The sequence below is a fragment of the Salinivibrio sp. MA351 genome (assembly GCF_001996065.1).
Taxonomy (GTDB): domain Bacteria; phylum Pseudomonadota; class Gammaproteobacteria; order Enterobacterales; family Vibrionaceae; genus Salinivibrio; species Salinivibrio costicola.
On record NZ_MUFG01000017.1, the window covers coordinates 41,021 to 59,358 of the forward strand.

General features: G+C 48.7%; 16 protein-coding genes. 12 read left to right on the plus strand and 4 right to left on the minus strand.

Annotated elements, in window-relative coordinates:
* Positions 1-36: 36 nt before the first annotated feature.
* The 5 genes from BZG78_RS15415 to BZG78_RS10120 all read left to right on the plus strand — a co-directional run bounded on the left by BZG78_RS15415 (position 37) and on the right by BZG78_RS10120 (position 4,208).
* Complete coding sequence (locus BZG78_RS15415; RefSeq protein WP_158011444.1) at positions 37-207, plus strand: hypothetical protein; 171 nt, start codon at positions 37-39, stop codon at positions 205-207.
* A complete protein-coding gene (pdsR, locus tag BZG78_RS10105; RefSeq protein WP_077661123.1) occupies positions 204-902 on the plus strand; it encodes a proteobacterial dedicated sortase system response regulator in 699 nt (232 codons plus the stop codon). Before BZG78_RS15415 ends, pdsR begins: the two co-directional genes overlap by 4 nt.
* On the plus strand, positions 902-3,124 hold the full coding sequence (pdsS, locus tag BZG78_RS10110) for a proteobacterial dedicated sortase system histidine kinase (RefSeq protein WP_077661124.1): 2,223 nt from the start codon (positions 902-904) through the stop codon (positions 3,122-3,124). The genes pdsR and pdsS overlap by 1 nt, the downstream gene beginning before the upstream one ends.
* Positions 3,125-3,237: 113 nt before the next feature.
* On the plus strand, positions 3,238-3,906 hold the full coding sequence (locus tag BZG78_RS10115) for a glutathione S-transferase N-terminal domain-containing protein (protein WP_077647339.1): 669 nt from the start codon (positions 3,238-3,240) through the stop codon (positions 3,904-3,906).
* 95 nt (positions 3,907-4,001) lie between these two features.
* The gene (locus tag BZG78_RS10120; RefSeq protein WP_021023966.1) at positions 4,002-4,208 is read left to right on the plus strand and encodes a DUF1289 domain-containing protein; all 207 of its coding nucleotides are present in this window, start codon (positions 4,002-4,004) and stop codon (positions 4,206-4,208) included.
* Here BZG78_RS10120 and BZG78_RS10125 read toward each other — a convergent pair.
* Positions 4,176-4,553 (minus strand): hypothetical protein, encoded by a 378-nt coding sequence (locus BZG78_RS10125; protein ID WP_021022994.1) that lies wholly within the window; start codon positions 4,551-4,553, stop codon positions 4,176-4,178. The two genes, BZG78_RS10120 and BZG78_RS10125, sit on opposite strands and share 33 nt — an antisense overlap.
* Positions 4,554-4,704: 151 nt before the next feature.
* On the opposite strand from BZG78_RS10125, the gene BZG78_RS10130 reads away from it, so the two are divergent.
* The 3 genes from BZG78_RS10130 to BZG78_RS10140 all read left to right on the plus strand — a co-directional run bounded on the left by BZG78_RS10130 (position 4,705) and on the right by BZG78_RS10140 (position 9,089).
* Positions 4,705-4,947: a DUF3283 family protein gene (locus tag BZG78_RS10130; RefSeq protein WP_021022993.1), complete on the plus strand. Its 243-nt coding sequence runs from the start codon at positions 4,705-4,707 to the stop codon at positions 4,945-4,947.
* A gap of 467 nt (positions 4,948-5,414) precedes the next feature.
* Positions 5,415-7,325, plus strand: coding sequence for a methyl-accepting chemotaxis protein (locus tag BZG78_RS10135; protein WP_077661125.1), 1,911 nt, complete (start codon positions 5,415-5,417; stop codon positions 7,323-7,325).
* Between the two features lie 96 nt (positions 7,326-7,421).
* Positions 7,422-9,089: a pyridoxal-dependent decarboxylase gene (locus BZG78_RS10140; RefSeq protein ID WP_077661126.1), complete on the plus strand. Its 1,668-nt coding sequence runs from the start codon at positions 7,422-7,424 to the stop codon at positions 9,087-9,089.
* A gap of 9 nt (positions 9,090-9,098) precedes the next feature.
* On the opposite strand, the gene BZG78_RS10145 is transcribed toward BZG78_RS10140, so the two are convergent.
* Both BZG78_RS10145 and BZG78_RS10150 read right to left on the minus strand, forming a co-directional pair.
* A complete protein-coding gene (locus tag BZG78_RS10145) occupies positions 9,099-10,559 on the minus strand; it encodes a potassium transporter TrkG (RefSeq protein ID WP_077661127.1) in 1,461 nt (486 codons plus the stop codon).
* 231 nt (positions 10,560-10,790) lie between these two features.
* Positions 10,791-12,602, minus strand: coding sequence for a DEAD/DEAH box helicase (locus tag BZG78_RS10150; protein ID WP_077461373.1), 1,812 nt, complete (start codon positions 12,600-12,602; stop codon positions 10,791-10,793).
* A 360-nt stretch (positions 12,603-12,962) separates the two neighbouring features.
* On the opposite strand from BZG78_RS10150, the gene BZG78_RS10155 reads away from it, so the two are divergent.
* The 3 genes from BZG78_RS10155 to BZG78_RS10165 all read left to right on the plus strand — a co-directional run bounded on the left by BZG78_RS10155 (position 12,963) and on the right by BZG78_RS10165 (position 16,835).
* On the plus strand, positions 12,963-14,942 hold the full coding sequence (locus BZG78_RS10155; protein ID WP_077576927.1) for an exoribonuclease II: 1,980 nt from the start codon (positions 12,963-12,965) through the stop codon (positions 14,940-14,942).
* Positions 14,943-15,126: 184 nt separating this feature from the next.
* The gene (locus BZG78_RS10160; RefSeq protein ID WP_077576928.1) at positions 15,127-16,356 is read left to right on the plus strand and encodes a GGDEF domain-containing protein; all 1,230 of its coding nucleotides are present in this window, start codon (positions 15,127-15,129) and stop codon (positions 16,354-16,356) included.
* Positions 16,353-16,835 (plus strand): NlpC/P60 family protein, encoded by a 483-nt coding sequence (locus BZG78_RS10165; protein WP_077576929.1) that lies wholly within the window; start codon positions 16,353-16,355, stop codon positions 16,833-16,835. The genes BZG78_RS10160 and BZG78_RS10165 overlap by 4 nt, the downstream gene beginning before the upstream one ends.
* Here BZG78_RS10165 and BZG78_RS10170 read toward each other — a convergent pair.
* Positions 16,826-17,422 (minus strand): DNA-3-methyladenine glycosylase I, encoded by a 597-nt coding sequence (locus BZG78_RS10170; RefSeq protein ID WP_021024265.1) that lies wholly within the window; start codon positions 17,420-17,422, stop codon positions 16,826-16,828. The genes BZG78_RS10165 and BZG78_RS10170 overlap by 10 nt on opposite strands.
* A gap of 196 nt (positions 17,423-17,618) precedes the next feature.
* Here BZG78_RS10170 and folM point away from each other — a divergent pair, with 196 nt between their 5' ends.
* A complete protein-coding gene (gene folM, locus BZG78_RS10175) occupies positions 17,619-18,317 on the plus strand; it encodes a dihydromonapterin reductase (protein ID WP_108743380.1) in 699 nt (232 codons plus the stop codon).
* Positions 18,318-18,338: the final 21 nt, after the last annotated feature.

The window sequence follows — 18,338 nt, forward strand, 5'->3', positions numbered from 1 at the left end:
CGTCCTCGAAAGAGTGGGTGTTGTGCCGTGCTGGCAATGAGGACATTAAAACAAGCGGATCAGGCAATTTACGGCTATAAAAATGGCAATGTGACGATCAATAATGGCAAAAATATGGCAATTGCGCGGAATCCGGCAAAAGGGGTTTTCTCTGCGCTGAGTTTGGGTATAGTCACTGCAACACTCGTGACCTATCCCGTACCATGAAGCAGATAGCAATTGTTGAAGATGAAGCCGCCATTCGCGATAACTATGCCGATGTGATTCGTCGCCAAGGCTATCAGGTTAATACCTACGCCGATCGTCCATCCGCCCAAACCGCTTTTGCGCAGCGGCTACCTGATTTAGCCATTATTGATATTGGTTTGGGCAATGAAATTGATGGCGGCTTTGCGCTATGCCAAGCATTACGCGCACTATCAGCGACCGTGCCCATTATTTTTCTGACCGCGCGTGATAGTGATATCGATACCGTGGTGGGATTGCGGATGGGAGCAGACGATTATTTAACCAAAGATGTGTCGCTCCCGCATTTGATGGCGCGTATTGCCGCTTTATTTCGCCGTAGCGATCTCTTAGCACAAGCACCGTCGACAGAAGACAAACGCTTGCAATCTGGGCCGCTCTATCTCGATCTTGATCGTATGCGTGTGTACTGGCATGACCAGCTGATTGATCTTACCGTGACTGAATTTTGGATGGTCCATGCCCTGGTTAAACGCCCGGGACACGTGAAGAGCCGACAAGCTTTAATGGATGAGGCACATGCTGTTGTGGATGACAGTACCATTACCTCGCACATTAAGCGGATTCGGAAGAAGTTCATGGCTATTGATAACCAGTTTGACTGTATTCGAACGGTCTATGGCATGGGGTATCGCTGGGATGAGGCACCAATATAATGGCAAGATGGCGTCGGCTGACTCAAGGTTTATGGCCTTATTTGGTCGGGATCCGGACTAAAATTGTCGTGCTCTCTAGCTTTTTATTGCTCTTGCCTTACCTGGGTTATCAATATGTCTGGGAGATGGAAAGCGTCTTACGTCAGGGCCAAGAACAAACTCTGATGGGCACAGCTCGCGCATTTGCAATGGGGATGAACGACCGACCAGCACTTTTCACTCATCGTCACTCACCAACGCGCCTCGATCCAGGTAAAGATTTGCATGCTTTTCGGCTTACCCACCCCATTACTCTGGATGGTGATCTACACGAGTGGCAACGCTATCAGCAGCATCAGCGCAACTATCAGCGTGACGGGTTAATTTTCAATCAACGCCCCTATCACAGCGAGCAACTATCCCTGTCGGTACTGACAGCAAGCAATGACCACGCCGTCTACTTAGCGCTCGATATTGTCGATGCGACCCCCACCCCTTCGCAAGATCAGAGCGATCTCACCAGTCAGGATCATCTTATTGTTGCACTAACCTCTCCCCAAGGCGCGTTTTACCGCGTGGCCCTCAGCCAAGATCCGCGCTCACGCGATGCTCATGTGACACATTTAGCAAGTGGATTGCCTGTAAAGTCCAATCAACATGAAACTGAGGGGCCGACGCAACCTTTACCCATTGCCGCCAAATGGCGTACGACAGACACTGGCTATCAGGTTGAGATAAAACTTCCATCAGATTGGGTGGGTCAACAACTCGGGCTGGCCTACTACGATCTGGACGATAGTTTCGAGCGCCCATTACGTGCCATTATTGGCACAGCCTCCACACGCACACCGACGTCACTTGGCAGTTTTATGACCCCCTCTGCCGCGATTCAAACTCTTATTGAACGCATGAATAATGACGCGTCGCGCGTTTGGGTCGTAGATACACATAGCCGAGTGCTTGCTAAAGATGGCGATATCCAAACCTCAAACGGTGTCTGGCAGTCATCATCGGCGCCACAAACGCGCCACGGATTGATTGCTTGGCTTACCGATACGCTGCTCCGCCCTTGGTACGATCGCTTGTTAGTGACACCACCTGATCATTTTATCGATGCGATGCAACAAGCTTCTATTTACAAAGGTGTACAGGCACAGCAGGCACTACAAGGGCGCCCTTATGCAGGGTGGCGCAGTTCGGATGATGGCCAAGCCATGATTCTCTCCGCCGCCTATCCCATTTGGCTCAACAATGACGTCGCGGGCGCGGTGATCGTTGAAGAAACCACCAATGGCATTCGCAGTTTACGTAATGACGCTCTCGAAACGCTTTTCTCGGTGATGCTCGCGGTGATCTGCACGGGCGTTTTATTGCTGTTGTTATTTGGCTCGCACATTGCTAAGCGTTTACGTCGCTTACAACATGAAGCGGATCACGCCATTGACAGCCAAGGACGCGTCACAGGCGCCATCACAACCGCAGACAGCCAAGATGAAATTGGTCGCCTGTCACGCACCATGGCCGATATGGTCGGACGCATTGCTGGCTATAATCAGTATCTAGAAAAAATGGCCTCGCGCCTGTCCCATGAGTTACGCACGCCCATTGCCGTCGTACGATCCTCGCTTGAAAATATGGCGTACACCCAAACCGATCCCAGCCAGCTTACTTATATCAATCGCGCTCAAGATGGGGTTCAACGCCTTGCCGGCATTTTATCAACCCTGACCGAAGCGACGCGTCTAGAACAAAGCTTTGACAACGCCGATAAAGAGCCTGTTAACCTCAATGCACTGCTAGACGGATGCACTCAAGGGTATCGACTGGCGTATCCAGAAAAGACGTTCGCGCTGACGCTCCCTGAACAGATCATCACGCTTGAAGGTGTCCCCGATTATTTGGCGCAGTTGCTCGACAAATTGATCGCCAACGCGGTGGAATTTGACGACGGTGCGGCGCCCATTACGCTTGCGCTTAGCGTGCATGCTGACAAGGTGACCATGACCGTCACTAATACCGGGCCACTGCTTCCGAGTGATATGCGCACACAGCTCTTTCACTCTATGGTGAGTGTCCGGCCCGCTCATCACGGCGCCGATAAACCTCATCTCGGTTTAGGGCTCTATATCGCGCGTCTTATTGCCGATTTTCATCAAGCTCAACTCACCGCGGCTCACCGTCCGCAACAAGATGGCGTGACACTGTCACTTACATGGTCAATCACACAGATAACAATCCATTGATTGATCTAAAACGCATTGGCCCCAATACTGAACCGAACAACCTCATCGCGATCAGAGCCAATTCATTAGCCTGGTGGCGAATAAATCTCCTACCGATAAAGCAAGGAGCAACGATGATTGAATTCTATTCTGCTGCAACCCCGAACGGTCAAAAGGTCGCAATTGCACTGGAAGAAATGGGATTGGCCTATCAGCTCCATCCCATTGATTTAATGGCTAACGAACAAAAACAACCTGACTTTCTCGCCATTAATCCCAATGGGCGTATTCCTGCGATTGTCGATAAAAGTAATGGCGATTTTCCAGTCTTTGAGTCTGGGGCAATTTTGCTTTATCTCGCGGAAAAAACAGGGCAGTTTTTACCTGAAGATCCTAAGGCGCGCTCACAAGCGATACAGTGGTTGATGTTTCAAATGGGGGGCGTTGGACCCATGATGGGGCAAGCGAATGTCTTCTATCGTTATTTCCCAGAGAACATCCCCGCAGCCATTGAACGCTATCAAAAAGAGGGGCGCCGCCTGCTTGAAGTTGTTGACCACCAGTTGCAACGTCACTCTTACCTTGCCGGTGATAGCTATACGATCGCTGATATGGCCACGTGGCCTTGGGCAAGAATTCATGCATGGAGTGGTATTGATGTCACTGGACTCGACGCGTTAAAAGCCTGGATCGATAAACTGGCTGAACGCCCGGCGTGCCAAACCGCGTTAGTCACCCCAGCGTCCGCCGAAGCCAGTGATGAAGAGCGTGCCCAGCAAGCCAGAGGCATGGTGACACGTTAAACAACGCGATATACTCAAAACAAAGAGCCATAACAAGGTAACGGGTAGCCAGCCGGACTGTCCGTTACCTTCCCGTGATAGGTTAAGGAGCGTCTGTGTTAACCCCGTGTATTGGTCATTGTCGTCGTGAAGACGATGTCTGTGTCGGCTGTAAGCGCACACTCGATGAAATCATCAACTGGGGCAAAATGACTGACGACGAACGTGCGGCAATTATGGCTCAGCTCTCACAAAGGCCTGATCCACAACGGCCAGAACCTGCTCGTCGCTCAAGAAACCCGTTCAAGCGTCGTATCATCTGATGGCGCCAGCGGCTTACGGTATTCGATAATCACCGTATGGCCCTCGTAGTAAACCGCTTCAATATCACCATCAACAACGACTTTGTTGGTGACTAATACGTCTTGGCTAACTTGCTCACGATTACGTAAGCTGGGCAAAATTTTGTTTGGCTCAACGCCCATGACATGACAAAAGGCGAATACAAACCGGCTCTCTAGTACACCATCACCATGGATACTGCGAGAAAACGTTAGGTGGCTCACTTCCAACTTTTTTGCCATTTCGCTTTGTGTGATCCGTGCTTTGGCTTTGTAAGACATCCAAGTTTGGTGCAGAGCTTGTCTGTCTTGCTCGTCAAACGTCATTCTGTTTTCCAGTCGGTATACAATACATGGCGACCAGCGTAACAGACACATAGATTATAATGTCAGTACCTCGTTAATCGCGGGTAAATCTTGCCGAGCACACCCTGCTCGGTTAGGATCGATTCATTCCGATTACCATGAGAACGCACTAATGGATATCAACTTAGCCAACCTTCCAGCTGACGAAAAACAAAAAATAGAGCTTGATAAACAAGCTGCGTATGCCGTCTGGAAAGTGGTGAATAACCAAGCGCCACAAAGCCTTTACGAACAAGAAGCCAATGTTTTGGTGGATTGGCAACGTGATGTCTATTTATCATCTGTTAACAAGTATCGCGCTCAACCTGAGGCCTTTATTATCCCTGAAACGGCGACCGATACGACCGAGCGCTGAAACCGTCCTTCACTCACACTTACCGTGATCAACGTTTTACATACTCAGGCACCAAACACGGTGAGTTGGTGCCGAACCGCACTCAGCCTGCAAATACGATAACGTTTGTCCTCCCTCTCTACCACACGTACCGTTTTAAACCATCTTCTTCTGTCTTATTTTCATGACTCACTCAACGCTAAAATGACGCTAGATTGTCATACATTTTTTGTTTTTTAAGTTGGCAAAATCGTAGAACCCACTCTAGTGTTATTCTTATCAAGAAATCTTCTTTGTTTATGAAGCAACTTGTACTGACAGTCTTTTAAAAGAAAATGACAATCTTGTAAAAGAAAGTGTTGGCTGGGTGACTCCTTGGTGGTCTTATCATAACCGCATAAAAAAGCGGGCAATAGGTTCCCACCTTGCAAGGGATTCACCCTTACTTTTTAGACAGTTTACTGCACGCTCAGTAAGGGGTAATCGCTATGACCTTAGGGTTCAAATCTCGCATTATTTTGGGAGTGGGTTTGCTCGTGACCCTCTCTCTGGTCGTCCTCGGTTCGCTGAATGCGATGTCATTACGTGACAACATGGTCAGTGCCCTGGTGAAACAAACGCAAAATAAGGTCGATCACCATGTGCTTGAATTAGAGCAATTAGTTCAATCCCAACTCAACGCGGTTGAAAAAGGCGCCGGGCACTTTGCCAGAAATTTGACCGAATCAGAGAATGTTGCCCAAGTACGGATGCTTGCCGATACGGCAGGTATCGCTAATGTGATTATGACTTACGAGAGTGGCCGTTCGTATATGTCAAATCACTCAAGCGACGGGATTACCACCAATGAATACGATTTTCGCGATCGTGATTGGTACCGTGCAGTTAAATCCAGCCAAGACATTCATTTGTCTGAAATTTATACGGACAAAGTAACAGGTGAGAAAGTGATCAGTGCCGTCGCCCCCGTGTTTGAGAATGGACGGTTTATTGGTGCCTTACTGGGGGACATTCCGCTACAAAATGTGATCACTCAGGTAAGCCAAATGCGCTTTGCGGGCGGCGCAGCCACACTCACCGATCAAAACGCGGTCTTTTTTGCCAGTGATGATCCGAATGATATTGGTAAAACACCGTCGCAAGTCAGTGCAAACTTCTCTGAAATGGAGAGTATGTTCCGCAGCAATGAAAAAGGTCACCTCACGTTTCCCTATAGCGGCATCCAATTTGATGGCTACTTTCAACGGGTAAATTTGACCGAGGGGAGATACTGGACCTTGATGGTCTTTGTCGATCAAAAAACAGCACTGGCTGAAGTCACCGATGCTCAAATCGAGTCGGTAGGCACAGGGATATTACTCTTGATCGTCAGCCTGGGCGCCATTTATGGCATTATTCAGGTCTCTTATCGACCCCTCCTTAAGCTTAAAGAAGCGGTCCTTGATCTCTCTCGCGGCGAGGGCGATCTAACAACACGTCTCGACGTTAACGGTAATGATGACCTAGCCCAGATCAGTGATGGCTTCAACCGGTTCGTCGAAAACTTACAAAATATGATGTTGAGCGTGGCAGAGTCCAGCCAGACGATTTCGGCCAATATCAGCCAGTTATCACAAACGACCAGTGAAAATGAAGCTGTGTTAGATGCTCACTCAGCAGAAACCGAGCAAGTGGTCACCGCAATCACTCAAATGAGCGAGAGCGCACGGAGTATTGCTGAGAACGTATCTCAATCTAACAACATTACTGCAGCGGCCAGCAAAGAGGCCAATCAGTCACTAAAAGTGGTTGATAACGCTGTCGTCACGGTCAGTGCACTGGTTGATGAAGTGGAAGAAATGTCGGGCCGTATTACCAGCATGAATACAGATGCAAACCGGATCAGTGACGTCTTAACCGTGATTGGCGATATTTCAGAGCAGACCAACCTCCTTGCGTTAAACGCGGCGATTGAGGCGGCACGTGCTGGTGAACAGGGCCGTGGTTTTGCGGTTGTCGCCGATGAAGTCCGCGCGTTAGCGGCGCGTACACAAAGCAGCACAACTGAAATCTCTGACATGCTCACTGCATTACTCGATGGCACGTCCAGCGTGGTTGAAGCGATGGAAAAAACCAAAGAGCAATGTCAAACCACGGCTGATAAAACCTCGGAAGTCTCAAATAGCTTGACGATTATGAGCGCGTCGGTCACTGAAATTGACGATGTGAGTACACAGATTGCAACGGCTACCGAGCAGCAAAGTTCAGTTGCTGAAGAGCTCAGTAAGAACATGTTGTCGATACGCGATATGGTGAGCAAACTCGTGGATAGCGGGAATCAAACCTCTGCCGCCACCAAGTCACTCACCCACTCTAACGAAGAGTTGGATCGTATGGTTAATAACTTTAAATTGCGCTGAGTGTCACTGGCCAAAGGCCATTACTCCCTATTGCTTTAAGCATCGTGATCAGGCGGCACTACTGCTGCTTGATCACCATCGTTAAAGGTTGTTGTTATGTCCCATTCACTGATATCTCACGCGTTAACGCCCGTTTTTTTAAATCAGTATCAAACAATCCACCAACATTTTTTTAATCGTGATCCTAAGCGTTGGCCTATTTATCACACACCAGAATTAGCGCACTGGCTTGCGAATGGCATGCAGCCTGCGTTTGAAAGCAGTGATGTGTTACTGAAGCAACAAACCGAGATCCCCACACAAAGTGACTTAGGCGCCACCACCTTTCCCAAGCTTGCATTACAAGCGGCAACCCATTCGAAAGACTGGACGTCACCTCGATCGGTCGAAAATGTGATTACCGCACCGTGCGATCCTGCTATACACGGTGCATTACTGGCCACAATGGCCAATCCTAACCTAGTCTACAGTGAATATGCGGGTTTATCGGTCGAGTTAGAAAAGACGTTAGTCCGGCAAATGGCCAATCTCATTGGCTACGAACCTGATCAATCTACCGGTATATTCACGCAAGGTGGTACCTTTGGTAATTTGTATGGATATTTAATGGGATTGAGAAAACAGTTCCCCCATTCCGGGCAACGCGGGTTGCAAGGGCAAGACTTCCGCATGATTAACTCACTTGCGGGTCACTACTCCAATATGACGAACTTAGGTCTATTGGGCACCGATATCCCCAGACAAGCGCTCCGAATCGAAGTCGATAGCAATAATCGGCTCGATCTAGATGACTTTTCTCGCACCCTCAATCAGTGTTTTGCCGAGGGCATTCCCGTCCCTACTGTCTTACTCACCTTTGGTACGACAGATACATTTGCGATTGACGATGTTGAGCGTGTCTGTCGCATTAATGAGCAAGCTTGCCAACGCTTTAATGTCACGGTGAAACCACATATTCATGTTGATGCCGCCGTCGGCTGGCCACTGATCATGTTTAATGATTACGCGTTCGACACCAACCCTATTGGTTTGAACAACAATCTATTAGAGAAGCTTCATGCATTAGCGCCAAAAATTCGTGGACTCCGTTTTGCGGATTCTGTGACCATCGACTTTCAAAAGTGGGGATATGTCCCCTATACCGCAAGCTTGGTGATGTTTAAGCACCAAGCCGATATGGAGTACCTAAAACAAGATCCGCACTACTTCTCTTATTTCGAGTCAAACAAAACAGCGCAAACGCATTTGCAGTCGACCATAGAATGTTCTCGTGGTGCCGCGGGTGTCTATGGGAGTTATTGCGCGTTGAATATGCTTGGCAAGCGCGGCTATCAAACAATGGTAGGACACGGCTTACAAAATGCCGAATACCTGAAAGCACACTTATCGTCACTTCCTCACTGCAAAGTTGTTGCGAAAGATAATCTCGGGCCAACAGTCGCCTTTCGTCTATATCAACCTTCAGCAACCCTAAACGTCGATGCCGTTTTTCAACAAGAGCAGTCACTTCACCACGTTGGTGATAAAGTGGATAGCATCACTCAACATAGCTTGTTTCACCGTCAACACTTCCTCAACCGCAAAGGCAAACAGCTACAAACAAATTGGGTAGAATCCATTGCCCATACAGAGTTTGATCATCACGGGCAATGTTTGTTTATTCCTGGAGAAAAAGCTGTATTTTTAAACCCCTATACACGCTATCACCATATCGAGCAATTTGTTGCTTCATTGCAACCCGAATCCTCGACACAGCTTGTTTAAACGCCAGGTTCACCAACGCCAAAAGTGAGGAATAAACAGTGCAAGGACGGTGAAATACTCCAAACGCCCAAGGATCATGGCAACATTGAGTATCCAAATCCCGGTGTCTGTGACCGGCTGGAAGTTGCTGCCCACTTCGCCAAACCCAGGGCCAAGGACATTAATACATGCCACAACAGCGGTAAAAGAGGACCAAAAATCGAGACCGGTTGTCATCATTAATAGTGTGAAGACACCGGTCGTCAGCGAGGCAAGCGACATAAACGCCATGACCGCTTGGGTCACATCGTTCGACACCACTTTATCTTGATACCGAATCGGTAATACTGCCGACGGATGAACCAATTGATGAAGTTGGCGACGAATAATTTTAAACGTAATAATGTCTCGAATAATTTTATTCCCGCCCGCGGTTGAGCCAGAACAGCCACCGAGATAGGCACAAAACACCAAAAACAACGCCGTAGCCGCCGGCCAAGTACTTAAGTCAGCAGCACCGAAGCCGGTACTGGTAATAAACGACACTACGTGAAATGCAGCAAAGCTAAGAGAGGCCCACAGCGAGTCGTAGCGTGCTTCACTATAAAGATACAAGCCAAGTATTGCCGACATGCACGTCACGACAATAAGAAACACACGTGATTCCTCATCGTCGATGTAGAGCCTCAAACCACGCCAACCGATGCGAAAAATACGAAAATGTAGCGCAAAGTTAATCGCGCCCAATAGCATAAAGACATTCGCAATCATAAGCAGCGTATGACTTTGAAAATACCACATACTCGCGTCATGGGTTGAAAATCCACCCGTTGATACCGTAGAAAAGCCATGTGCAATCGCATCATATGCGCTCATTCCCGCAAGGTAATACGCCAGTGCGCAGGCCAAGGTAATCACCAGATAAACCCCCCACAAATAGTGCGCGGTCTTAGCGATACGTGGCGATAGCTTTTCATCTTTGATCGGGCCTGGCGTTTCTGCTTTAAGCAACCGCATGCCCCCCACGTTGAGCATGGGTAACACCGCAACCACAAAGATAACAACGCCTAAACCTCCCATCCACTGGAGAAATTGGCGATACAGCAGAAATGCCGCTGGCATGTCATCGAGACCGCTGAGAACAGTTGCTCCGGCAGTGCTCAGTGCGCTAATAGATTCAAACGTTGCATCGGCAAAGTTAACGCCTGTCACTAGCTTTATTGGTATTCCGCCAAGTAGCCCCACCAACACCCAAGTCAGCGTTGAAAACAACAAGGCATCGCGAAAGGTGACCTGATTGAGCTTACTTTTACGAAATAACCAAGAAATCACTAATGATGCCAGCATCATGAGTAAGGAGGGATAGAAAAAGAGTGTCGAGACACCGTCGCGAAAAATAAACAACGACAAAAGCCCGAAAACAAATTGCACGATGCCCATCCATAAAACAGGCATGCCAAGAAGACGCAGTGTATTTTGAAAGTTAATCATGACAGGGGCAACTCATCATTAACACGCCGTGGTGTGTAGGCTCCATTACCTACCACGCGTAACAACAGTGGCATGGCGAGTCCACCTCGCCGTCTAACTCTATCGGCCTTGTTTCATCATAGCAATATCAATGAAAAGCCCTATATCCACGTCGTTAATACCCTGCGAACAAGGCATTACATCGCAGACACAAACAAAAAAGCCGAGCATCACTGCTCGGCTTTAAACTATTTATTGTGCTTGACGACGCTCACCGCGTGCAGGCGCGCGACGCTCATTACCACGATCGCGGTTAAAGCGACGTTCACCACGGCCACCGCGGCTATCACGGTCACTACGGCCTCGGCCACCGCCGTTACGGTCACCACCACGACGTTCACGCATGATCTGACCTTCAACACGTTGTGCATTGGTCTCTTTTTGGCGAATACGCAGTTTTTGCAATTGCGCAAAGACTTCTTTCGGCATGGTTTTTGGCAGCTGCACAAACGTATGAGCAGGTGCGAGTTTGATTGCACCAATATTCTGCTTGTTCAAGCCAAGTTCGTTAGCAATCGCACCTACGATGTCTTTTACTTGTACGCCTTGCTCTCGGCCAACATCTAACTGATACGTATCCCAGTCAGCTGGGTTGGTATCACGGCGATCAGTACCACTTGGACGTTCATCACGGCGACGTTCACGACGCTGCTTTTCACGATCCATTGCCGCGATCATTGGGTCTGGGCCTTTATAGAACAAAGGACGTTTACCTTGCTGGCGCTGGAGTAACATAGCAGCCAGTGTGGTTGCATCAACGTCAATATCGTTTTGTAGTTGCTCAATCAGTTCAACGAATGGACCCATCGCATCGCCATCTTTCTTCTCAGCCAGTTCACTGGCCAGTTGAGCGACACGTGCCTCAGCGACCTTATCGCGATTCGGCAGTTGGATTTCTTCCATTTTAGTCTGAGTAACACGCTCGACGGTACGCAGCATCCGCATTTGGTTGGTGCGGACCAACAAAATTGCTTTACCCGCACGACCGGCACGGCCAGTACGACCAATACGGTGAATATACGATTCAGCATCAAACGGGATATCATAGTTAAATACGTGGGTGATGCGGGCTACATCAAGACCACGCGCAACCACGTCGGTTGCCACTAAAATATCAATCACACCACGTTTCAAATGATCGACCGTGCGTTCGCGCAATGATTGCGGAATATCACCATGCAAAGCTGCCGCTTTAAAGCCGCGAGCTGATAGCCAGTCGGCCAGGCGCTCAGTGTCTTGGCGAGTACGCACAAAGACGATCGATGCATCCGTGTCTTGGGTTTCGAGTAGACGGCTCATCGCTTCGTCTTTTTCGACACCTTTAACCACCCAGAATTGTTGCTCTACTTTTTCAACAGTGCGGTTGCTACCGGCTACGTCAACACGAGCGGGATCACGCAAAAAGCGATCAACAATTTGTTTTACGATTGGCGGCATGGTCGCAGAGAAAAGAACACGCTGTGCGCTTTCTGGTGCCTGCTCCATGATCCAAGTGACGTCGTCGACAAAGCCCATTTTGAGCATTTCGTCGGCTTCATCAAGAATAAAGGTATGAACTTCGTCAAGCTTAAGACGGTCACGGTTAATCAAATCTTTTACACGACCCGGTGTTCCCACCACGATGTGCGCGCCACTTTTTAGCGCTTTCATTTGATCAACAATCGACGCACCACCATAGATCTCAAGAATTTTGAGGCCTTTGATGTTTTGTGCCAGCGTTTTCATCTCTGCAGCAACCTGAATCGCCAACTCTCGCGTTGGTGCCATCACAATCGCTTGTGGTTTGTGTTGGTTTAGGTCAACTTTGTTCAACAACGGTAGTGAAAAAGCAGCGGTTTTACCGGTACCGGTTTGCGCTTTACCGAGTGCGTCACGACCTTCGAGGAGTGCAGGAATGGAGGCGGCTTGGATAGGTGTTGGTGTTTCAAAGCCCATTGAGTCAAGCGCAGACAAAAGGGTGTCGGCCAGATCTAACTGGCGAAATTTGGTTACAGATTCTTGCATTGGGATCCCAATCTATGAGTGTAGCGAAACGGGGCCCCTTCAGCGTTCTGCTCAACCATGAAACACTGTCTTTTATACAGTGTTAGTCACCAGCGCTACGGGCCTCAGTCATTAAGGGTGAATATTCTGCGCTATTTACACCAAAAAAGCCAGAAAAAGTTGAACAAGTTCACAAAAAACAGACCTCATGGACATATATCTCGCAGCTTGTCGATGAAGCCAACAAATAGTGGACAAAAAAAACACAAACAAAACAGAGCACGAGGAGCCTGGTGTGGTTCACAGGATTTTATTGCCACGGGTTGGTTTTGAAACAGTGAATACGTATAGTGTGGCGATCCGTTAATCGAGACCCAAGTTATGTTTCAAGACAATCCCCTGCTCGCGCAGTTAAAGCAACAGATCCAGGAAACCCTGCCCAAAAAAGAAGGACAGGTAAAAGCCACCGAGAAAGGCTTCGGCTTTCTCGAAGTTGACGACAAAACCAGCTTTTTTATCCCACCACCGTATATGAAAAAGGTACTACATGGCGACCGCGTAGAAGCCATTGTTCGTACTGAAAAAGATCGGGAAGTGGCAGAGCCAGAAACACTGGTTGAACCAAGTTTGGATCGCTTTATCGGTCGCGTACAGTGGGTTCGTAACCGTCTGAATGTCGTGCCTGATAATCCACAAATGAAAGACGCCTTACGCGCGAAAACAAAGCGCGGCCTGTCACAAGACGGCTTAAAAGAAGGTGATTGGGTCGTTGCATCGCTGACGCGTCATCCTCTTAAAGGAGATGACCACTTTTTGTGCGAAATCAGTGAAAAGATCACCGATGCAGAAGACAAAATTGCCCCTTGGTGGGTCACCTTAGCCAAGCACAACCTGCCTAACCAAGAGCCTGCGCCTAAAGACGCATGGCCAATGCTAGAGCAGGGGCTTACGCGTCGTGACCTCACCGATCTTCCCTTTGTGACCATTGATGGTGAATCGACCAAAGATATGGACGATGCTCTGTATGTGGAAGCCAACCCACAAGGTGGCTTTAGTATGACAGTGGCAATTGCCGATCCCACCGCCTATATAGATGCGGATGATGAACTCGACCAAGTTGCACGTAATCGCGGATTCACCATTTATCTACCTGGGCGCAATATCCCGATGCTACCGCGTGATCTCAGTGATGATTTGTGCTCCCTCCGTGAAAACGAACAGCGCCCTGCACTTTGTTGTACCTTCAATATTGCCGCGGATGGCACCATTGCCGATGACGCAGAGTTTTTCTCCGCATGGATCCAATCACATGGCCAGCTAGCCTACGACAAGGTGTCGGATTACATCGAGCAAGGCGAGCAAGCTCAGTGGCAACCGCAAACACCGGCGATCGCTGACCAGATTCATCAGCTTCACCAATTTGCGTTAGCACGCATTCAATGGCGTGAAACCCATGCAGTCACCTTCCCAGATCGCCCTGATTATCGTTTTGAACTCAGTGAAGATAACGATGTGATTGCTATTCACACGGATCAGCGTCGTATTGCGAATCGCATTGTGGAAGAGTCGATGATCAGCGCTAACATTTGCGCGGGCCGTAAGCTAAGCGAATCGTTTGGGTTCGGTATTTTTAATACCCATGCTGGCTTTAACAGTGAAAAGCTCGACGATGTGGTCGAGCTGGTAAAAGCGCACGACGGCGAGGCGGACAGCGAAAGCCTAGCAACCGTCGAAGGCTTCAGTGCACTCCGTCGCTGGTTAAACAGCCTAGACACCACCTATCTTGATAACCGCTTGCGCCGCTTCCAAGCATACAGTGAGATTGGTCATGAGCCAGCGCCACACTACGCAATGGGCTTAGATGTCTATGCCACGTGGACATCACCTATCCGTAAATACGGTGATATGATCAACCACCGCTTGCTTAAAGCAATTATTCGCGGCGAAACCGAAGCCAATGCCCCGGCCGATACCGTGGGTGAAGAGCTTGCCGGCCACCGTAAACATCACCGTATGGCCGAGCGTGACGTGGCTGATTGGCTTTATACCCGTTTGCTCAAACCAGAAGTTGAAGCACAGACTCGGTATACCGCAGAGATCTTTGATATTAACCGCGCAGGTATGCGTGTCCGCCTACTCGAAAATGGTGCACCGGCGTTTATCCCTGGCTCACTGATCTTGGACAACAAAACCCGGATTGCCTGTGATAAAGAGACAGGTACAGTGACTATCGACGGTAACGTTGAGTTCAAGCTTGGCGATAGCCTAGAAGTGGTTATTGCTGATATCAAAGAGACCACCCGTTCGATTGTTGCCAAACCAACACAGGTATTCACGCTCTCGGACACGACTGAAAGCTAATTACTGTTGGTAACTTGATAGAAAGCCAAGCCATTGCTTGGCTTTCTTTTTTCCTGGAGAATGATAATCTAATCATTAAATAACGTTTATCATTAAACCATTGCAATTATCACAGCCTACGTGCCTAGCGAGTCGTTAAAAAGTGATAGCTAATGGTGTTACCTCAACCCGTTGAAGAGGTTTCATGGGGCTTTTACGTTCATCTGCGGTCCGAATGGGGACCCCGATTGCTTTATTGTTACTCCTCGCGGCAGGTTATCACCCTTTGGTCACCTCACTCGCCCCCTATTACAACCTCATCTATGCTGCCCCCTATTTTCTTTTGCTCACTGCGCTGCTTTTAAGCCATCTGTTCAAAAGCGCACGCGTGGGCATGATGGTCATTATCTTATTAGTGGGATACACGATTATCCTAACGCGACTTCAATCCCCGCTTGAGCAAGGGACGACTTATCTTGAGTACTTGCTTTTAGCAGTCGCGCTGCCCATTAATTTGCTCTATATGATCATCGTACGCGACCAAAAGCTCACCTCTCGGTTTGGGGTGTTCTTTTTTCTCGCTATAGGTATGGAAATCGGGTGGTGTGCGCTACTGGTGCAGCAATTCGGCGAGTTATCTTCCTATTTTCAGCAGCATCCTATTTTAGTCAGGGCGGCGTCGGTTAGCCCCATGCCCGTGCTGCTGATTGTGCTGCTCTCTATTTTAATTTGTATCAGTACTCTTCGCCTTTTGCGCAAAAATAGCATTGAAGATCATGCGGCTTTCATTAGCGTATTATGCAGCACGATTACCTTGGTGTTTTTTTATGTGCCGTTTATATCGTCACTCGTATTTTCGCTCGCAGGCCTGCTGTTGGTTGCCAACCAAGTATCATTCAGCCATCAATTAGCGTTCGTCGACGGGCTCACCGAAATTGCGGGACGACGCGCACTCGAAGATGAACTAAAACACCTTGGTCGTCGCTACACTTTAGCCATGCTCGATGTTGACCACTTCAAGCAATTTAACGACACCTATGGCCACGAAATCGGTGACGATGTACTTAAGCTTGTGGCTAAGCAAATGGCGTGCTGTGAGGGAGGCGCCAGTGCTTTTCGTTATGGCGGCGAAGAATTCACCTTATTGTTCAAAGGCAAAACCACTGAGCACTGTTTACCTTTTCTCGACGCATTACGCGAAGATATTGCTCACTACCCGTTAGTGCTACGCGATCAATCTCGCCCTCATGATGACAAACAAGGCCGACAAAAACGCGGGCGAGCGAGCGATAAAAAGCCCGTTAACATTACTGTGAGTATCGGATATGCCGATGCCTCGCAGGCAGATACGCCCGAAGACGTCTTACAATTAGCGGATAAGGCGTTATACAAAGCCAAAGAGGCAGGGCGGAATTGTATTAAGGGCAGTGCGTGAAACCACTTTTATTGATCAGCGTTGTCAGTGTATTGTTTACCGGCTGCGCAACCCAGCATGATTCGCCTGCGGTGTCGCCTTTGCCGTCGTCAACCGACAACGTCAGCGATCAAGCCTTAACCCATACGCTGAACCAAGTGTTTAATCAGTGGCAAGGCACCCCTTATCGGTGGGGAGGCACCTCACGCCAAGGCATCGATTGCTCAGCGTATACGCAACGCGTCTATCAAGAAGCGCTCGCCACGCCACTACCGCGCACCACCCATGGCCAAGCAAAAACCGGCTATGCCATTGACTATCAATCCGCACGACAAGGCGACTTGGTGTTCTTTCATATCCGCCCAGGCTTGCGTCATGTTGGTGTTTACCTTGGCGAGCAGCGATTTATGCATGCGTCAGCTTCCAAGGGTGTGACAGTGTCACGAATTGATAATCCTTACTGGCAAGCGCGATTCTGGCAATTCCGCCGTTACTTCTGAGTGTGCGCTTTCACCGAATCGGCCAGTTCGCAACAGGGTTGATACCGCGGACATGTGACGACATGATCATTGACCATGCCCAGCGCTTGCATCAACGAATAACAAATGGTTTCTCCCACAAACTTAAATCCACGCTTTTTCAAAAAGCGACTCATGGCACGGGACTCGTCCGTCGCAGTAGCCACATCGGCATCTGATTGATGCTGGTTCACAATCGGTACACCGTCAGTGAACTGCCAAAGTGCCTTAGCCAATGATCCGTACTGTTCCACCAGCGTTACTGCAGCCTTGGCATTGGTAAACACAGAGGCCACCTTCAGTCGATTACGAACAATCTCATGGTTGGCCATGATCTCAGCAATATTTGGTTCAGCCACCGCGGCAAGCTGATAAAAATCGAAGTGAGAGAAAGCGTCACCATAAGCCTGCCGTTTTTCCAGTATTAGACGCCAATTTAATCCTGCTTGCGCGCCCTCTAAACAAATGAACTCAAAGATCGCTTGATCATCAAATGTCGGTACGCCCCACTCGGTATCGTGATACACACGTTCAGATTCACTGTGCTGCGCCCATTGGCAAATTTTCATCTTTTTTCCCTTCTTCAAACACGACATCGGGTGTCAATTTTGTTGCTTATGGCACGAAATCAGCGAGTTAACTGGGTAAATGCTATCGTTATGTGCAATATGACGCTATCTTTGATCGCGATAAGTGCATGAAACGTAATAGAACCGTTAATCCTTGTTATTGATGCCATCCATACATAAATGCAAAGGAACACGCGTGACAACAAAGCATATATTGATTACCGGCGCCGGACAGCGCATTGGCTACGCACTCGCCTGCCACTTTCTCAATCAGGGTCACCAGGTAACGTTATCTTATCGTACCGAGCGCCCTCAAGTGGCCGATTTAAGAGCGCGGGGCGCGCGTTGTTTGCACGCAGACTTCTCAACGGATGAGGGCGTTTATTCCTTCATTGACCACATTGATGCTTTAAATCCCACTTTCGATACATTAATCCACAATGCGTCATCTTGGGACAGTGAGAAACACAGCCAAGATATTGCATCGCTGTTTAATAACATGATGCAAATCCATGCAAAAACACCTTATCTCATCAATATGGCCGCGCCCCGCTGGATGCAACAGGGTGATATTATCCATCTCACCGATTATGTCGCGCAAAAAGGCAGTGCCAAACACACCGCTTATGCCACCAGCAAAGCTGCGCTCGAAAATCTTACCCTCTCGTTTGCACAGAAAATGGCACCATCAATCAAAGTGAACAGTATTTCACCAGCATTAATCATGTTTAATGATGGCGATGATGAAGCCTATCGAGAAAAAGCACGCCGTAAGTCACTATTAAGATCGGTCCCCGGTGAGCAAGAAGTGGTGAATGCATGCGAATTTATCCTTGCGAGTCAACATATGACTGGCCAATCCATCAAACTTGATGGCGGCCGCCATCTTATCTAACTTTCGTGACCAGGAAACGAC